At 41.2% G+C, this 16,700-nt stretch carries 11 protein-coding genes; 3 read left to right on the top strand and 8 right to left on the bottom strand.

Going from position 1 to position 16,700, the window contains the following annotated elements; genetic code table 11:
- Positions 1-50: 50 nt before the first annotated feature.
- The 6 genes from ACRD69_RS20915 to ACRD69_RS20890 all read right to left on the bottom strand — a co-directional run bounded on the left by ACRD69_RS20915 (position 51) and on the right by ACRD69_RS20890 (position 11,977).
- Positions 51-2,420 carry an ABC transporter permease gene (locus ACRD69_RS20915; protein ID WP_430817095.1) on the bottom strand — a complete coding sequence of 790 codons (2,370 nt, stop codon included), beginning with the start codon at positions 2,418-2,420 and terminating at the stop codon, positions 51-53.
- A 28-nt stretch (positions 2,421-2,448) separates the two neighbouring features.
- Complete coding sequence (locus tag ACRD69_RS20910) at positions 2,449-4,770, bottom strand: ABC transporter permease (protein WP_430817094.1); 2,322 nt, start codon at positions 4,768-4,770, stop codon at positions 2,449-2,451.
- A 35-nt stretch (positions 4,771-4,805) separates the two neighbouring features.
- Positions 4,806-7,154 carry an ABC transporter permease gene (locus tag ACRD69_RS20905; protein WP_430817093.1) on the bottom strand — a complete coding sequence of 783 codons (2,349 nt, stop codon included), beginning with the start codon at positions 7,152-7,154 and terminating at the stop codon, positions 4,806-4,808.
- Positions 7,155-7,181: 27 nt separating this feature from the next.
- A complete protein-coding gene (locus ACRD69_RS20900) occupies positions 7,182-9,584 on the bottom strand; it encodes an ABC transporter permease (protein WP_430817092.1) in 2,403 nt (800 codons plus the stop codon).
- A 339-nt stretch (positions 9,585-9,923) separates the two neighbouring features.
- A complete protein-coding gene (locus tag ACRD69_RS20895) occupies positions 9,924-10,625 on the bottom strand; it encodes an ABC transporter ATP-binding protein (RefSeq protein WP_430817091.1) in 702 nt (233 codons plus the stop codon).
- A 101-nt stretch (positions 10,626-10,726) separates the two neighbouring features.
- Positions 10,727-11,977 (bottom strand): efflux RND transporter periplasmic adaptor subunit, encoded by a 1,251-nt coding sequence (locus ACRD69_RS20890; protein WP_430817090.1) that lies wholly within the window; start codon positions 11,975-11,977, stop codon positions 10,727-10,729.
- Between the two features lie 178 nt (positions 11,978-12,155).
- On the opposite strand from ACRD69_RS20890, the gene ACRD69_RS20885 reads away from it, so the two are divergent.
- Both ACRD69_RS20885 and ACRD69_RS20880 read left to right on the top strand, forming a co-directional pair.
- Positions 12,156-13,523, top strand: a complete 1,368-nt coding sequence (locus tag ACRD69_RS20885) for a sigma-54-dependent transcriptional regulator (protein ID WP_430817089.1) — start codon at positions 12,156-12,158, stop codon at positions 13,521-13,523.
- Positions 13,513-14,841 (top strand): sensor histidine kinase, encoded by a 1,329-nt coding sequence (locus ACRD69_RS20880; protein ID WP_430817088.1) that lies wholly within the window; start codon positions 13,513-13,515, stop codon positions 14,839-14,841. The genes ACRD69_RS20885 and ACRD69_RS20880 overlap by 11 nt, the downstream gene beginning before the upstream one ends.
- Before the next feature lie 439 nt (positions 14,842-15,280).
- Here the strand turns inward: ACRD69_RS20880 and ACRD69_RS20875 are convergent, their stop codons facing one another.
- Positions 15,281-15,478, bottom strand: coding sequence for a hypothetical protein (locus ACRD69_RS20875; RefSeq protein ID WP_430817087.1), 198 nt, complete (start codon positions 15,476-15,478; stop codon positions 15,281-15,283).
- Between the two features lie 83 nt (positions 15,479-15,561).
- The gene (locus ACRD69_RS20870) at positions 15,562-15,765 is read right to left on the bottom strand and encodes a hypothetical protein (protein WP_430817086.1); all 204 of its coding nucleotides are present in this window, start codon (positions 15,763-15,765) and stop codon (positions 15,562-15,564) included.
- 176 nt (positions 15,766-15,941) lie between these two features.
- Here ACRD69_RS20870 and ACRD69_RS20865 point away from each other — a divergent pair, with 176 nt between their 5' ends.
- Positions 15,942-16,364: a helix-turn-helix domain-containing protein gene (locus tag ACRD69_RS20865; RefSeq protein WP_430817085.1), complete on the top strand. Its 423-nt coding sequence runs from the start codon at positions 15,942-15,944 to the stop codon at positions 16,362-16,364.
- Positions 16,365-16,700 lie beyond the last annotated feature (336 nt).

Here is a 16,700-nt window from a genome sequence, read left to right as displayed (position 1 = left end):
CGGTTTGTGTCACTCACACTGCAATCATAGTCGGGTGCCTGCAGGCTTTATTATTCATACCTCAGGGCCTCAACAGGATTTCGGCGGGCCGCCCGCCAGCTTTGCCAGCTGACAGTGATCAGGGCAATGGCCATCGCTGATATTCCAGCCAGGGCAAAAACCCACCAGCTTAAATCCGCTTTATAGGCAAAATTATTCAACCACTGGTGCATGGTCAACCATGCTATTGGACAGGCTATGATAAAGGCCACAATAACCAGGCGAACAAAATCTTTATTGAGCAGTGTTAATATCTCTGAAACATTGGCACCATTTACTTTCCGAACGCCTATCTCTTTAATACGCGATTCTATAACAAAGAAGGTCAAACCAATTAAACCAAGGCATGACAAGAAAATAGAGATAAAAGTTGTGAAGGATATAATGGTCTGAAACTGTTTGTCTTTATGATAATACTCCTCCCATCTAACATCTAAAAAGTGATATTCAAAGGGAAAATCTGGTGAAACTTCATTCCAGGCTTTATCAATGGCTAACATAGTCTGTTTAACGGTCTCATCCTTTGAGTTAATGAGTTTCATGTAAATTACCTCATCACAATCGTCAGAGCACATATAGGCTGCAGAGCGAATCGGCACATGGAGCGATTCAAAATTGTAATTTTCAATAACACCAACTACCTGACCTTGTTCAGGTTTGGCACAGGCCATTTGTGCCTCACGAATGTCATCTATGCCAAATTCAAGGGTTGCAGCTTTATTAAATATGAATTCCTGATTTTTCCTGGAGTTCTCATTAAATGTTCTGCCTTCGAGCAGATTAATATTGAAGAAATCAAAGAAGTTGGGCGCTACCGATAGCTTTGAGAAATGAATGTCTTCCCGCTTTCCTTTAATTAATATATCTCTGCCCCAATTCTCACCATTGTCCACAATGACGTTTTCAGCGACTGTAAATTCTGCAACTCCAGGTATTTGATTCAAAGCATCTTTAAAAGCATCAATCCTGTCATAGATAGCAGCATTGGTGTTGGCATAAATAACACATTCCTTATCAAAGCCCAGGTTCTGCTGCTGCATATAACGCGTTTGCTTATTTATCATTATTATGGAGGCAATAAGTGCTATGGTTACCGTAAACTGAAATATCAACAGACCGTTTCGTAAATACTGTTTGTCGTTGCGCTTATTTGTTTTTTTTATCAGTGACAATGGCACTTTTAAACCGAAAAGAACGCCGGGTAAAATGCCCGTTACCATTACCATAACAATAGCAACGCCCAGCATTAATGCAATGTGTTTGAAACTGAATACATCCACTATTGAATAATTAAGAGATGTAAGCTGGTTAAAAACAGGAAGCAACTGAATAACAATCAATAATGTTAAAATAAATGCAACAGCTACCTGTATCAGTGATTCAATGGTCACCATCTGAATGATCTTTTGGTATCCGGCCCCTAATATTTTAACAATGCCCATGTTCCGGAACCTTTTCTCCCGCTGGGCTGTCACCATATTAATATAGTTGATGCAGGCCAGCAACAAAACAAGAAAACCCAGCACTCCTATAATGGTTACTGTTAATCGGTTTCCATGCTTTAAAAAAGACAGTTCGTGCAAATCGAAATACACATCCTCATACTTAAAAAGTGAAAGCTTAAAGTCCTCTTTATAGCCCTCAGGCACCTTATCCAGGGATATGTTGCTTAACTGAGTCAATGCCTGTTGTTCATTAATGCTTTCCAACCTGACAAAAGCCTTGTAGTTATTCGTACCCCAGCTTTTCATATTATTGACATACCAATCGATATGATAGTTGGTTTCAAAGGATAAAACAGCTTCAAAATCCCACGCTGAGTTATTGGGTAAATTCTCTATTACACCAACAATCTCCAGCAACTCTCCCTGTAAATAAGTAGCATTGTAAGTCACCGACTGACCTACGGGGTTTTCATCGCCAAATATTTTTTCAGACAGCGAGCGAGTGATAACCAGTTTGTTCTTTCCACCAAAGGCCTTTGAAGGATCCCCGTACAGCGTCTCGAATCCAAAGACACGAAAAAAACATGAGTCGGCCGTCAACATCTTTTCAATATGCCAGGACTGCTCATTAGTCTTAAGAAAAATTTGTGGTGACCAATCTTCACTTACATAGGTGAGTTTTTCCAGATCAGGTATTTCATCCTTAACAAGGTTTATTTTGCTTTGTGACAAATAGGTTGATCCGTTAATGGTCACGCAATAAATATCTTCAACCTGCGGAAAGAACTGGTCAATACTTTTTTGGTTGATCACAAAAATAAAGATGAACAAGCTTAGTGATAAGCCAATCGTCAATCCTGCTATATTTAAAACACTCACAACCTTGTTTTTTAACAAGCTGCGAATAACCAGTGTAAAATTTGTAAAGTGATTCATCTCTGTCCGGGTAATGTTTGCTGTTTGTTTATTCGTATCTAAGCGCCTCAACAGGATTTCGGCGGGCTGCCCGCCAGCTTTGCCAGCTGACTGTCATTAGTGTAATTGAAAGTGTTACAATAGCAGTTAAGGCAAAAATCCACCAGCTGACTTCTGTTTTGTAGGCAAAACCTTCGAGCCATTGTTGCATGACATACCAGGCTACAGGACATGCAATAACCAGGGCAATAATTGTTTGTATTACAAAAGATCTGTTTATCAATTGTACTATTTCAACCACAGAGGCGCCGTTTGTTTTTCGTATGCCAACTTCTTTAATGCGGTATTCGCACGAAAAGATGACCATACCAAGCGTACCTATGGCAGCTATAATTATGGCAACGATGCATGCGAAAGATATTAGCTCGGCTTGCTTTTCAGACTGCTTATATTGCATATCCAGATCTTTATCCAGAAATGCGTAATCAATGGGATAATTCGTTTCAAAACTGCTATAGACCTGCTTGACATGTTTTATGGTTTGTGATACATTTTCTCCTGAAATCCTTAAGCTGATCTTATTATGTCGCTCGGTCGTCAGCCAGAAACACATGGGTTCAACCTCATCGTACAAAGAGGCATATTTCATGTCTTTTACCACACCCACTATCTCTCCCTGAAAACCCATGCCCGGAATTTGCTTTCCTATAACTTCACCTTCCCATCCAAAGGTTTTCACTGCGGCTTCATTAAATATGAACTTATTCTCGTCTGCTTTGATATTGCTTGAAAAGGGTCTTCCCTCAATGATCTCAAAGTCCATAAAATCCATGTATCGTTCGTCAACAGGCCATGATTTGAAGTTAACATCTTTGCCATCTACTTCGCGTCCCCAACCCATACCTACACCGCCAGGTACGAATTGCGAGAAAGCATAATCGGTGATATTCGGACTTTTCAGCAATTCATTGACAAAAGCCTGTTCCTGCTTCCTGATATTACCGGTGGTTGATACGACCAGGATATTTTCTTTATCAAATCCCAGGTCATAGTTTTTCACATAGTCTATTTGCTTATTAATCAACACGACACCAGCTATTAATACAGCTGCAACCACATATTGAAGTACGGGCAGTATATGCCTTGACTTCCCTGATTTGACCGAAAAAGGTACAATACTTTTAAGACCCAGTGCCGGTTCAATTACCAGTAATAATCGGGTAGGAAAAAATGTAACAACAGCACCAATCAATAATAGTAACAAATAGGACAGGAACAGTACCAACTTGTAATCACTTAAAACGATAGCATACCCATATACATCAGGATAGATCTTTAAAATGGTTAATGCGATACCAATACCTACGACATATGCGATGGATATCAATAAGGCAGTATCTGCAAAGCCCTGCAAAAAGATTTCATGGTTACTGGCACCACTGATTTTACGCAGACTAATGGCTTTTACCTTTTTAGGTAAGCTGGCTATTGAAAAATTCAGGAAGTTTACAAAAGCCATAATAATCAGTAGAAAAGCAACAACCAATAGTGTTTGCGCTAACTTTTCATTACCCCTGCCGATCATACTGTTAAAACGTACATCGGGCATGGCAGTGAGATGCAATGTGCGTATTAAATTGCCGTTACTATCAAACGACTTCTCCTTAATCTCTTTTATTTCGCTAATCTTTTTCTCAACAACCGCTTTATCAACATTTGGTGGCAGGTATAAATAGGTAAAAAAGCTCCATTCACTCCAGTCATTTACCCAGTTGTAATCAATAAAACTGCATATCCCATCCAAATTATGCAATGAGTTATTGACCGGCAGATCTTCATATACCGCTGTAACAGTAGCAGGCTCTTTAAATCCCCGCATTAATACCTGTCCTATCGGATCAGCTTCACCAAATATTTTTTCGGCACAGGATTCTGACAATACGATTGTGTTCTTTTGCTGAAATGGTGACCGGTTTCCCTTAACGATATTAAGCGTAAACAATTCAGTGAAGGTTGAATCAGCCGTATACAGGTTGAGCCCGTAAGTCTTGTCCGGATAATCTTTTATTGAATAAGTTCCTCCCCAGGATTTTAATGTACAATGACTTTGAATCTCAGGAATGTTGCTCTCAAGTAAATCACCTATTGGATTGGGCAAAAACGGGTGTTGTAAGTCACGGCTTATCTCATGGCTTTCAAGCAGGTATAATTGATCAGCTCTTTTATTGTAGCTATCATAAGTATATTCGTTAAACAGGTATACTGCCAATAGCATAAATACCGCGAAAGAAATACTTAATCCAACCAGGTTAAAAGCAGTGGTCCGCCCTGTTGAGCGTAAACCGGTAAGAATAGATTTGAAGTAATTCATAGTTTTCCAGTTAGAGGTATAGAATGTTAGTATCTTTATTCATAACGAAGCGCTTCAACAGGATTTCTGTTAGCAGCTTTCCAGCTTTGCCAGCTAACGGTGATCAGGGCAATGGCCAGGGCCACAATACCTGCTAAAGCAAATATCCACCAGCTTATACCTGTTTTGTAAGCGAAGTTCTCGAGCCACCTATCCATGGCCAGCCAGGCCAGCGGACAAGCAATTACAAATGCAATAAGCACCCATTTAATAAAATCGACATTGAGCAATGCCAGAATCTCGAGAACCTTGGCACCGTTTACTTTTCGTATTCCTATTTCTTTGACGCGATCGCGGGCCACAAAGATCATTAAACCGAGAATACCTGCTATGGCCAGCAGCACGCACCATATTGCAATAAACTCAATAAAGCGAGCCGTCTTTTCTTCTTTCTGATACTGGCGCTGCAGTTCTTCTTCCAAAAACTTGACTTCACCCAGGTATTGGGGATCAAACTGCAGAGCAATTTGTCTGATACCTTGAATGGCCTGTGTGTAATTACCGGGCTTCAGGCGCAATAGAAGTACGTCCTTGCGCTCTTCTGTTCGCCAGAATACCATTGGCTGCATTTCATCCTTTAACGATGAGAAATTAATATCATTTGCTACACCGACAACCTGACCGGCCTTATCGAATCCTTCAATATTACGCTCTAATGGATTGTCCCATTTAAAAATCTCAACGGCCTTTTGATTAAGAATAAAATTATTGATGTCAGTTTTATTGTTCTCGGAGAAAGAACGCCCTTCGGCTATTTCTATATCAAAGAAATCAATGAAATTATTATCAACCGGCCATACCATAAACTGTATGAACTGGCCATCTACTTCGCGTCCCCAACCCATGCCAACCTGTCCCGGTGCAAACTGAGTGTAGGCGTATTCATCAAGCATATCTGTCATAAGAAGTTCATCAACAAAGGCCTGGTGATGTTCTTTCAATTCATCATTGGTATGCAGGTATACAACATGCTCTTTATTAATGCCCAGGTCATAATTGCGCCAGTAGTTAAGCTGTTTTTCAACTGTAAAAGCCGACACGATTAAAACAATGGTAAATACAAACTGCAGAGTGACCAGGCTGTTACGAATACCCCTTCCTTTGCCCCTGAAGTAGGCATTACCTTTCACAGACTGAAAGACAGGTGACGAAGTGATATAAATGGATGGGTACAAGCCTGCTATAATGCCATACAGTATGGCGAATAATCCAAAGCCCAATAAAAAGCGCGGGCGTCCTTCCAGTGACAGGCCATCTATGCCGAAAAAGGATTCCAGGAAGCGGTAAATACCATTGTAAAAAACAAAGGAGATGACCATGGCGATAAGCGATACCACGATGGACTCCAATATTAGTTGTTGCATGGAGTTGATTCGACTGGCACCCATCACCTGTGATATGGAAAGAGCTTTAGCGCGAAGAGGTGCCTGTGCAGTGGAGAAATTAATAAAATTGACAATGCCCATTATGGCCAGTATTACGATCAGAAACAGCAGTATATCGATGATAATGGGATTGATCGTCACATAATTACTACTCAGGTTGCCTTGCTGGTAATGAATATCAGCTAAGGGTGTCAGTTTAAAAAATGTTTGCCCAGGATACTGTTCTTTAAGCCCGCCAAATATCTCAGGCAGTTTATCCGATGTATCAATCTTCCTTGCAATTTCCTGGTAATGGCTTCTTGCCGATGTTTTAAGAAAAATGTTAAAAGACCAATCTTCCCATGAATCAACACCTTTGCTCTTATCCTGTATGATGGTGGCAAATGAGAAAAGACAATCAGCTTTAAAAGAAGAGTTTTCAGGGATGTCGTACATCACCGCCTCTACCCTAAACGGCCTTTTCTCGTATAGCAATGTTTCACCAAGCGGATTACGGTCGCCGTATAACTTATAGGCCATCGATTCACTCAAAACTACTGTATTGGGCTCAGTCAGCACAGTATTAATATTCCCTTCTTTCAAGGGGAAAGAAAATAAGTGGAACAGTGAATTTTGAGCTGTGATAAGTGTACTTGAAATACAAATATTCTGTTCATTTAAACTTGGGGTTGTCACAGCATCATGTCCATCAAAACAAAATACTGTCAAATCTTCTACCTCCGGAATATCTTTCTCAACAAAGTCGGCCAGCTGGGCCGGCAGGTTATTGGCATACATCACTGTCTCCAGGCGGTAGAGCTGATCTTTGTTGTCATGAAAATCATCGAAACTCCACTCATGGGATATGTAAAGAGCGAGTATGATAATTCCTGAGAATGAGACCAGGAGACTAAGAAGCGTAAGTCCGGTATGGGTCTTATACTTAAGAATCGATTTGAATATTTGTTTGTAATAGATCATGACAGCTTATTATGGTTTGGGGTGCTTCTATTCGTATCGCAGTGCTTTTACCGGGTTTTGGTTAGCAATCCTCACATAGTTATATACTGCAATAGCCGACGCCACGATGAGAATACCCAGGCTGCAAATCGCAAACAAGCTCCAGTGCAGCGGAACCTTCTCACTGAAATTATGCATCCAGATCTGAACAGTATACCAGGCCCCCAACAGACCGATTGCCACTGCGGGCACAACGATAAACTGCAGGTCTAAAACAAACACCTGAATGATGTTTGATAAGGTGGCCCCGTTAATGCGACGAATGGCCAGTTCTTTTTGACGACGTGTGGCTTCGTTGGTGGTATAGCCCAGCAAACCGATAATGGTAATCAACAGAACTATCATATTGCCGGCCATCATGGCATTTCTAAAACCCCTGGCTTCTGAGTAGGCCATCACCTGCTCAGTCTCCAGACTCGTCACTTCAGCGTCATTTTGTGGCATGGCTATATCAAATACCGTTTTTAACTTTGCCATGATACCTCGCTCCATGCCATCACGCACCTTAAGGACAATAACAAATGTTTCAGACGGGTCATCAATCATCAGCTTTTTAAAACGTTCTTCTGGTGTATAGAAAAAGACCGATGGCCTTTCATCGGGATTGGCGATTGAACCAATTACAAAATCAGGAAAGATACCTTGAATTGTCGATTCGCCATGTTCACTGATTCTTATAAACTCACCTGTCACACCATTTTGCCATTGGGTGTTAAGGCGTAACATGTCAGCTCCCTTTTTGCTGATAAGAACATCGCCCTCAGCGGCTGTTTTGGCACTAAAAGCATTGCCTTGTGTAACAGGAATATTGAGTATTGACAGGTAATTTTCATCAATGGAATAAAAGTCAGCAACATTAAAATAATCCCGCTTCCGATCGGGCGACATCACATTATTACCGGAAGCACCATGTACAGGAACCCTGTCACCCATGCCTACTTTTTCAACTTCAGGCAGCTTACGAAGCTCGTCGATGACCATTGGTAGTTTACTTCCTTCCATTCCTGAAGTCGAACAGTAATATATACCTTTGGACTGGTATCCGTGGTTGGCGTTGACCATCGCATCGTATTGAAGCGTAACGACTACCAATACTGTTACAATAAAAGATGCCACTATAAACTGTACCGATAAAAGCGCCAGCTTCCATTTGTTCTTACCTTGTTTATACTGTCTGAGTGCTGAGGATACGGGTATAGATGCAAAGAAGCGTGCCGGAAAATAACTGGTAAGGACCACCAACAGAATCAAGACTGCCAAAACGGGCAAGACCACATAAGGAGTAAATACAGCCATTAACTGATGTCCCAGGTATACTTCAGCATAGGGCTTTACACTCCAGATGATGATAGCTGCCAGTAATATGGAAGCTATAAAAAACAGCAGGCTTTCTGAGAAAATAAGCCCTTTAACATCGCCGCCCTGCGCACCACATGTTTTATGGATGGCCGATGTTTTTGACCTGTTAATCAATGAACTTAAACTCAACAGGACATAATTCAACAAGGATACAAGAAGCACTGCAAAAGCAATGGTTAGCAGTACAATGATCTTATCTTTCACATTGTTGGAATAAATCTCTTTGATCGGCTGAAAGGTATATCTAAGAAACTCACCACCCTGATCCATCTCCAACTTGACAATATCCTGGTGCTTTTCCTGCATTTTCCTCACAGCCGGCCCCAAACTTTTGGTATCAACACCTGGTGTCAATTTTACAAATGCCTTGTAACGGTCGTTTCCTAACCAGTTTACAGAACCATCCCATGAATAGAATTCTGTGATGGATACCATTGAAACCAAGATGTCGTAATTGAAATTGGTATTTTCAGGCAGCGCTTCAAAAACACCTTTTATCGTTAACTCTTTTCCGGGATATTTTTTTAGCTCAATCACTTCACCTACCACATTGCCTCCCATGGCATCTGCTATAGTGCTTGACACCATACAGTTCAGGTTGGTTTGCAATATTTCAACTGAATTACCTCTGATCATGGGTCGGGGAATAACCTCAGCCCAATGCTCATCGGCCAACATAACTCTTGCAGTGAACCGTTGCTTATCTGAGTTATAAAAAACATGATTGCCTATTGGGTTAAGACGAGTGGCAGCTTCCACTCCCGGCACTTCAGCTTTCATACCGGGTGCAATAGCACCGCTAACACTTGGGTAATCCTCAAAATCAGATTGTGACTTATCAGATTTAAAACTGGAATGAATGGCATAAACCCTGTCGGCATCCGGATAAAAACTATCGTAGCTATGGAAGTAAAAGACCTCGGCTAACAATAGAATTCCAAATGCCAGACCTGCAGCCAGTGAAATGATACGAGGCAAGGTATATTGTCCTTTTTTGAAGAAGCTGCGAAATGCCAGTTTTAATGAATACATCTTAATGTTGTTTTTTAGTTAATGGTGTCTATTATTCGTATCGAAGTGCTTTAACCGGGTTTTGGCTGGCTGCCCTGTATGCCTGGACTGTTACTGTAAAAACCGTTATCAATAAAGCTATCAGGCCCGTAACAAGAAAATGTCGTATAAATAGTCTCAGACTCTTCATAGAAAGTGATTATGCTTCGTTGTTTACAGGATTAGACAAAAGGCATGAGACGAAAGACTTGGGCCTTAGTTTGTTTTTATTGCCGCCGGGGCATGCCAGATATTGAGGCTTTCCCCTCTTATTGATCGTTTGTATCCTGTAAACCAGGTTTGGTTAGGTTAAATAGTGTGTTAGATGATCTCTCCAACCGGCGACTCTTTATAGATCTTTTCGGTTACCACATGACCATCAAACAAGTTTATGACGCGGTGTGCATATTCAGCATGCTCGGCCGAGTGCGTTACCATAACAATGGTGGTTCCATCCTCATTTAACTGACGAAGCAGGTTCATTACTTCGGCACCATTCTTTGAATCAAGGTTACCGGTCGGCTCATCGGCCAATATCAACTTAGGATTAGCTACCACGGCACGGGCAAAGGCAACACGCTGCTGCTGACCACCTGACAACTGCTGAGGGAAGTGCTTGGCACGGTGTGCGATCTGCATGCGTTCCATCACTTTTTGAACACGCTCTTTACGTTCCCTGGCCGACATCTTCAAATACACCAATGGCATTTCAATATTCTCAAATACATTTAACTCATCGATCAGGTTAAAACTCTGGAATACAAAGCCAATATTACCTTTTCGCAGATTGGTGCGCTGACGTTCTTTGAATGAAGCGATCTCCTGTCCGTCGAAATACAGTTCACCATCGCTTGGGTTATCCAGTAAACCGATGATGTTTAACAGGGTTGATTTGCCGCAGCCCGAAGGTCCCATAATGGCAACAAACTCTCCTTTTTGCACATGAATATTAACATTGTTTAATGCGGTAGTCTCTACCTCTTCTGTTCTGAAGACTTTCTTAAGGTTATTAGTTCGTAACATATGAATTAGTTATTAGTGCCAGGCACTTAGTTTTTGATTATTCTGTTTCTTAACAGGCTTATGCTCCGATAGCCATGCGTCAACACGGTCTTAACGTCACATTAGTTAAGCACCACCACTTCATTATCACCAAAGATTTCGTATCCCGAAGTTATCACTTCTTCGCCCGGATTCAAGCCCTCCAGTACTTCAAAGTATTTAGGGTTTTGACGACCAATGGTTACTTCGCGCTTGTAAGCTGCTGTGCGGTCTTCATTAAGTACAAACACCCACTGACCGCCTGTACTTTGGAAGAAACTGCCACGCGACAACAACACCGCCTGGTTGGAGTTACCCAGTTCAAGCTTCACATGGCTGGTTTGCCCAATTCGCAACTGTTGGTTATTAGCATTATCAAACTCCAGATCAACTGTAAAACGGCCATCAACGACCTCGGCATATATCTTGCTTACGACGGCATCAATTTGTCCGGCAGGGAATTTACAGCTTGCTTTCAAGCCTTTTTTAACCCGCGAAATATAGTGCTCATCTACCTCGGCCTTTAGCTTGAAACGCTCCAATATATTTACTTTACCGATACGGGTTCCGTAGTTGATCACCTGCCCCTCTTCAAGGTTTAAAGAAGCCAGCTGCCCCTTAACAGGTGCCTTGATGGTTAAGTTATCTAAACGTTGACGTATAATACCCTGATTTTCTTCCATGCGATCAGCTGAACTTTCAAGGGTTTCAATCTGTATACCGCGATAAATAGAATCACGTTTAAAGCTCTCTTTCAACAAGTTCATCTGACGGTACGAGGCTTCGTAACTGGTTTTATCTTTTAAATACTCATCTTCAGAGATAAGGCCTTCTTTGAAAAAGGCGCACGAATTATCGTATTTACGTTTCTGAATAAATAAATCTCCTTCGAGCTGAACGATCTGATTTTGAAGCTCCATGGCATTCATTTCCATTTGCAGGCGTGCGGTTCTCAATTCGTTGATGGCACGCGCCACGTTGGCTTCGTTGTTTGATATCTCCAGTATAAGATTGGTATTACTCAGTTCGGCAATCGGATCTCCCTTTTGTACCATGCTGCCTTCTTCCAGCAGAATACGTTCTACACGACCACCTTCAATGGCATCAAGATATATGGTTTTAATGGGTTCAACAGTTGCGGTCACACTGATATAATCCTGGAAATCATTCTGCATCACAGTTGAAATGGTCAGGCGCTCACTATCCATTTTAACCTGACTGCGGTGATCGGCAAAAGCTATAAAATAAATACACCATGCAATAAAGATAAATGCTGCTATCAACCATTTTATATTTTTCTTCCACCAGGGCTTTTTTTGTATTTGTCTATCCATAGTTTTAGTCTTTCAATGGCTACTGTGCCAAAGCCGTGCCTAAATTAATACTAACTGATTATCTGCAACTTACAATTCATACCTTTTTCACTTGTGTCGGATATTCCAACACTCATGTATGGATTTCCAACAATAAAGAAGTATTTTGTAGTCCTGAACAAACCCAACAGACTATATTATGCCTAAAGACGGAAACATATTAATTGTTGACGACAATAAAGAATTGTTGTTAGCACTTAAGCTTTACCTGAAACCTCATTTCAAGCAGATAAAGACTGAACACAATCCCAATCGCATTAAAGAGCATTTGCAAAAGGAAGCGTTTGATATTGTTATGCTCGATATGAACTTCAAGGCCGGCATCAATAATGGCAACGAAGGATTGTACTGGATGCAGGAGGTACATAACATTGATGCCGACATGCCCGTTGTGTTCATTACGGGCTACAGTGATGTTGAGCTGGCTGTTAAAGCCATTAAAAAGGGTGCCGCCGATTTCATCGAAAAGTCATGGGACGAAAATAAAATACTGTCAACACTGCGTTCGGTGTATGAATTACAAAAATCCAAACGCGCCATCAGTGGTTTAAAAAAGAAACAGGAGCACCTTAAAGCATGTATTAATGCCGACAACAATGTGTTTATAGGTCAGTCGGAAGCCATGCAGAAGATCATGAACCTCATCAATAAGGTAGCTCCTACTGATGTTAACGTTCTGATATTAGGTGAAAACGGAACAGGTAAAGAGGTGATGGCACGCACCATCCACCAGTCATCTGAACGTAAAGATGAAATGTTTGTATCGGTTGACCTGGGTGCTATTCATGAGAATTTGTTTGAAAGCGAGTTATTCGGGCATAAAAAAGGGGCCTTTACCGATGCAAAGACAGACCGAACAGGACGATTTGAGCTAGCCGATGGCGGCACCTTGTTTTTAGATGAGATCGGCAATTTGTCGCTTGCGGCACAGGCCAAATTACTGGCCGCTCTTCAAAACAGGGAAATAACGCCGGTTGGAGGCTCACGCCCCATAAAAGTGGATATCCGCCTCATATGCGCCACTAATATGCCACTACAGCAAATGGTGGTCGAAGGGCGTTTCCGTGAAGACTTATTATACCGCATCAATACCATTTCAATGGAACTGCCGGCGCTTAGAGACAGAAAAGAGGATATTGGCGGTTTAGCTACCTTCTTTCTCAATAAGCAGGCCGATAAATATAACAAAGGTCAAATGTCCTTTTCGGCCGGGGCCCTTAAAGAACTAAAGTCACAAAACTGGCCGGGTAATGTAAGGGAGCTGGAGCATGCCATTGAAAAAGCGGTCATACTATCGGACAAAGATCTTATTGAAGTCGAGGGCTTATTTCTTTTGAATCAGCCAGGCAACATACCCGATGCCGATTGTTTTAACCTGATTGAGCATGAGCGGCTGCTGATCGAAAAGGCCATTTCCAACTGTAAGGGCAACATGAGTAAGGCTGCTAAAAAATTAGGCATTAACCGTTCTACTTTATACGATAAAATTAAAAAGTATGAGCTATAAGCATTTCTCAGTCAGCATTGTCATTCAGGCGTGCCTGCTAGCTCTAACACCACTTATCGTATTACTGATATGGCCATACGAAAAGTTTTTTGTGTTCAGGTACCTTCTTGCTGTAACCTATATTGTACAGGTTATACTGCTTATTCGGCGGGTCAGAAAAACCAATCGGGAGCTGGCACGATTTATTGAATCATTCGGCTTTGGCGATACCACTATTCATTTTCATACCAGCGATCAGGACGGCTCCTTTCAGGATTTATTTGAATCATTTAACCAGGTTGTTAAAGCTTTCAGGCAACTAAAGCTTGATAAGGAAAAGGAATACCTGTTTTTTGAAACTGCCTTAAAGAAAATTGGCGTGGCCATTATTGTGGTTAATGAGCATGGTAATGTGACGATGACGAATGATGCCTTACTTCGCCTGCTGAATATTAATTACCTTCACCGGATAGACAGGCTTAATACCTTTAAGCCTGGGCTGGCAGATGAACTGATGCAATTGCAACCCAACCAGCAAAAACTGATCGAATTAATGGTGGATAACCGGATGCTGCAGGTTGCATTGACGTCAGTAATGATGAAGAAGGAAGATAAAACACTGCGCCTGCTGGCTTTCCAGGATATCAGAAGCGAGATAGAGCAGAAAGAGCTGGAATCGTGGCAGAAGCTGATTCGTGTGCTTACACACGAGGTCATGAACTCTTTAAGTCCCATCAATATCTTGTCGGCCGGATTAAAGAACCGCTTTCAAAGCTCAGAAACACCTGTTACCATTGATGATGATGAGCGCCTTGAAATGATTGAAGGGCTCAATGCCATTCATACCCGAAGCAAAGGTTTAACCAGTTTTGTTGAAAGCTACCGCAGTATGGCCGGCCTTAAAAGCGCACAAACCAAAAGCTGTAATATTTATGATCTGCTGACGCGCATACAAGCCCTGTATACAAATAATGGAGATGCCTTTGACCTGAGAGTAGACTGCGATAAACAACTCAACTATTTTATTGATGAAAAACTATTGGAGCAATCGCTTATTAACCTGGTAAAAAACAGTATCGAGGCACTGGATAAAGATGAAGCACGTATTAGCGTAAAGGCACAACTACAAGCCCATAAACTTGAGATCAGGGTGAGTGATAACGGCAAAGGCATACCCAGGGAAGAACTGGACAAGGTATGTGTTCCGTTTTATACCACACGCACTGGTGGCAGCGGAATAGGCCTGGCCCTTTCACAACAGGTTATGCGCTTACATGGCGGACAGCTTAAAATTCAATCTGAAGAGGGCAAAGGAACGGTTGTTAGTTTGCTGTTTTAGTTTATTAACAATTGATGAATTGTGGAATCGTTGAATTGTGAAACTGTCGAATTGATGAATTGTCGAATTGCCTAACAACTTTGCATTCCCTATTCCGGTGCATGGAGTTGAAGCGCAGGGAATAACAATTGATGTTGCACCGGTTTATATTTGCATTATAAACCCGGGTTGGCCTTTATTTCAAATTGGGGGCAGCCCTTAACCCAAACAAGCCACCCCCTGACTCCACGATATAAAACACTAAAAACTTATGGAGCTGCTATTGTTTGTATTACATGTTGAGTAAATTGTTTACCTCTGTTTCTTTGCGCCTCGTTTTTATACTGATTACAGAACAATTATGGATAAGGTAATTGCACTTGTATTGATCAGACAAATAAAAATAAGCAATTCATCTTCTTGAGCTTTGATATTAAGGCGCTTAAACAGAATGAGAAAATCAAAGTTCGGTAACAGCTCTGACTACTATACTCACCTTTTTAGGTCGCAAAAGTAATTGACCTACTTCGATTCCCACCTGTTCTTTTAATACAGGCATTGACGGGCTTTCATCACAGGTATTGAATATCACTCTGCCTGATATGCCTGCATACCATATCTTAATATGTATGCATACCATGTCGTGGTAATTACGCATACCAAGTCGTGGTATGCCTGTATACCATGTCGTGGTAATTCTTATTCAACAACAAACACTCATGTTCGCCTTGCCTGGTCCATTCACAAATTAGTGGCTTCTTTAGGTTTAACAATAAGCTCCACCCCTCCAAAACGGGTTAGCGCAGCGCGTCTGATCTTAATGGCTTTTTCGCTTTTTCGCTTTCCGTTCAATGCCATACTGATCAATGAAGGTCCGCAGTTAAACATGCGGGTCAACTGTTTCTTATCATCCTTTGATACTCCATGAATTTTGGTTAATGCCATATATTGCATTTTTTAATTAATTTTAGAGTTGTGAATTATTCACAATTCACATGTAACTAATAAAGGCATTACAAACATATGTTTTAATTTAAAACCATGCAACCACCTTTAGGTGCAAAATGAGTATTTGTGTAACTTTTTGCATCTCCCTTCGTTTCATGGCGTAACTATTACAGATGGAAGAGAGATTAATCGACAGACTAAAAAAGGCATTTGATGCCAGAAACTACAAGGACTTATCAGCCAAACTTGACACCAATGAAAACACTATCAAATCATGGGTTAACAGAAATTCTTACGACATCCCTTTAATAGTTTCCAAATGCGACCAAAACATTAGTTTGAACTGGCTGCTAAGAGGAGATGGAAAAATGACATTATCTGGTGGGGATACCACCGCAGAACCGTTAAAGCCTTACAATGACCTAACATCAGAAGACCTAAAGCACAAAGACGATCTTATCAAGCGCTTAGAGAATGAATTAAAGGAAGTACGTCACGAATTATTGATTACCAACAGGCAACTGAGCGAATGTTATGCCGAACAAATAAAGCTTCAAAAAGACTATATAAAACTAATGAAGGCTGAGAGCAAATAAGCAGTTGGAGATGCACTTGGCAACCACTTCTGTTCATTTGATCAAAATCAGCCAATAAAAGTTTCATAATTGGTCTGCCTGGTGTTGTCGAATTGATGAACTGTCGAATTGATGAATCGTCGAATTGCCTTCGCGCATCAGCACCGTGGTGTTGAATAACAATTGCTGTTGCACCGGTATTTATTTACATGACACACCCCCAGGGCGTCGCTGCGCTTTGCCTTTTAGTGTTCGAAAAGAAGTTTTATAAACGTATAGATCTATGCATCATGTAAATCAGCTCTCCTCCTTACAAAAAGCTACTCTTTACTGTTATTATTGTTCAATATGCTCATA

The organism is Carboxylicivirga agarovorans (assembly GCF_050589845.1).
Taxonomy (GTDB): domain Bacteria; phylum Bacteroidota; class Bacteroidia; order Bacteroidales; family Marinilabiliaceae; genus Carboxylicivirga; species Carboxylicivirga agarovorans.
Note: the sequence above shows the minus strand (reverse complement) of the source record. Positions and strands in the feature narration are given on the sequence as shown.

Coding starts and splice junctions, on each gene's coding strand:
- ACRD69_RS20880 (WP_430817088.1), top strand. CDS start 13,513: ATGAGCTATAAGCATTTCTCAGTCAGCATTGTCATTCAGGCGTGCCTG.
- ACRD69_RS20910 (WP_430817094.1), bottom strand. CDS start 4,770: ATGAATTACTTCAAATCTATTCTTACCGGTTTACGCTCAACAGGGCGG.
- ACRD69_RS20900 (WP_430817092.1), bottom strand. CDS start 9,584: ATGTATTCATTAAAACTGGCATTTCGCAGCTTCTTCAAAAAAGGACAA.
- ACRD69_RS20885 (WP_430817089.1), top strand. CDS start 12,156: ATGCCTAAAGACGGAAACATATTAATTGTTGACGACAATAAAGAATTG.
- ACRD69_RS20905 (WP_430817093.1), bottom strand. CDS start 7,154: ATGATCTATTACAAACAAATATTCAAATCGATTCTTAAGTATAAGACC.
- ACRD69_RS20875 (WP_430817087.1), bottom strand. CDS start 15,478: ATGCGTAATTACCACGACATGGTATGCATACATATTAAGATATGGTAT.
- ACRD69_RS20895 (WP_430817091.1), bottom strand. CDS start 10,625: ATGTTACGAACTAATAACCTTAAGAAAGTCTTCAGAACAGAAGAGGTA.
- ACRD69_RS20870 (WP_430817086.1), bottom strand. CDS start 15,765: ATGGCATTAACCAAAATTCATGGAGTATCAAAGGATGATAAGAAACAG.
- ACRD69_RS20915 (WP_430817095.1), bottom strand. CDS start 2,420: ATGAATCACTTTACAAATTTTACACTGGTTATTCGCAGCTTGTTAAAA.
- ACRD69_RS20865 (WP_430817085.1), top strand. CDS start 15,942: ATGGAAGAGAGATTAATCGACAGACTAAAAAAGGCATTTGATGCCAGA.
- ACRD69_RS20890 (WP_430817090.1), bottom strand. CDS start 11,977: ATGGATAGACAAATACAAAAAAAGCCCTGGTGGAAGAAAAATATAAAA.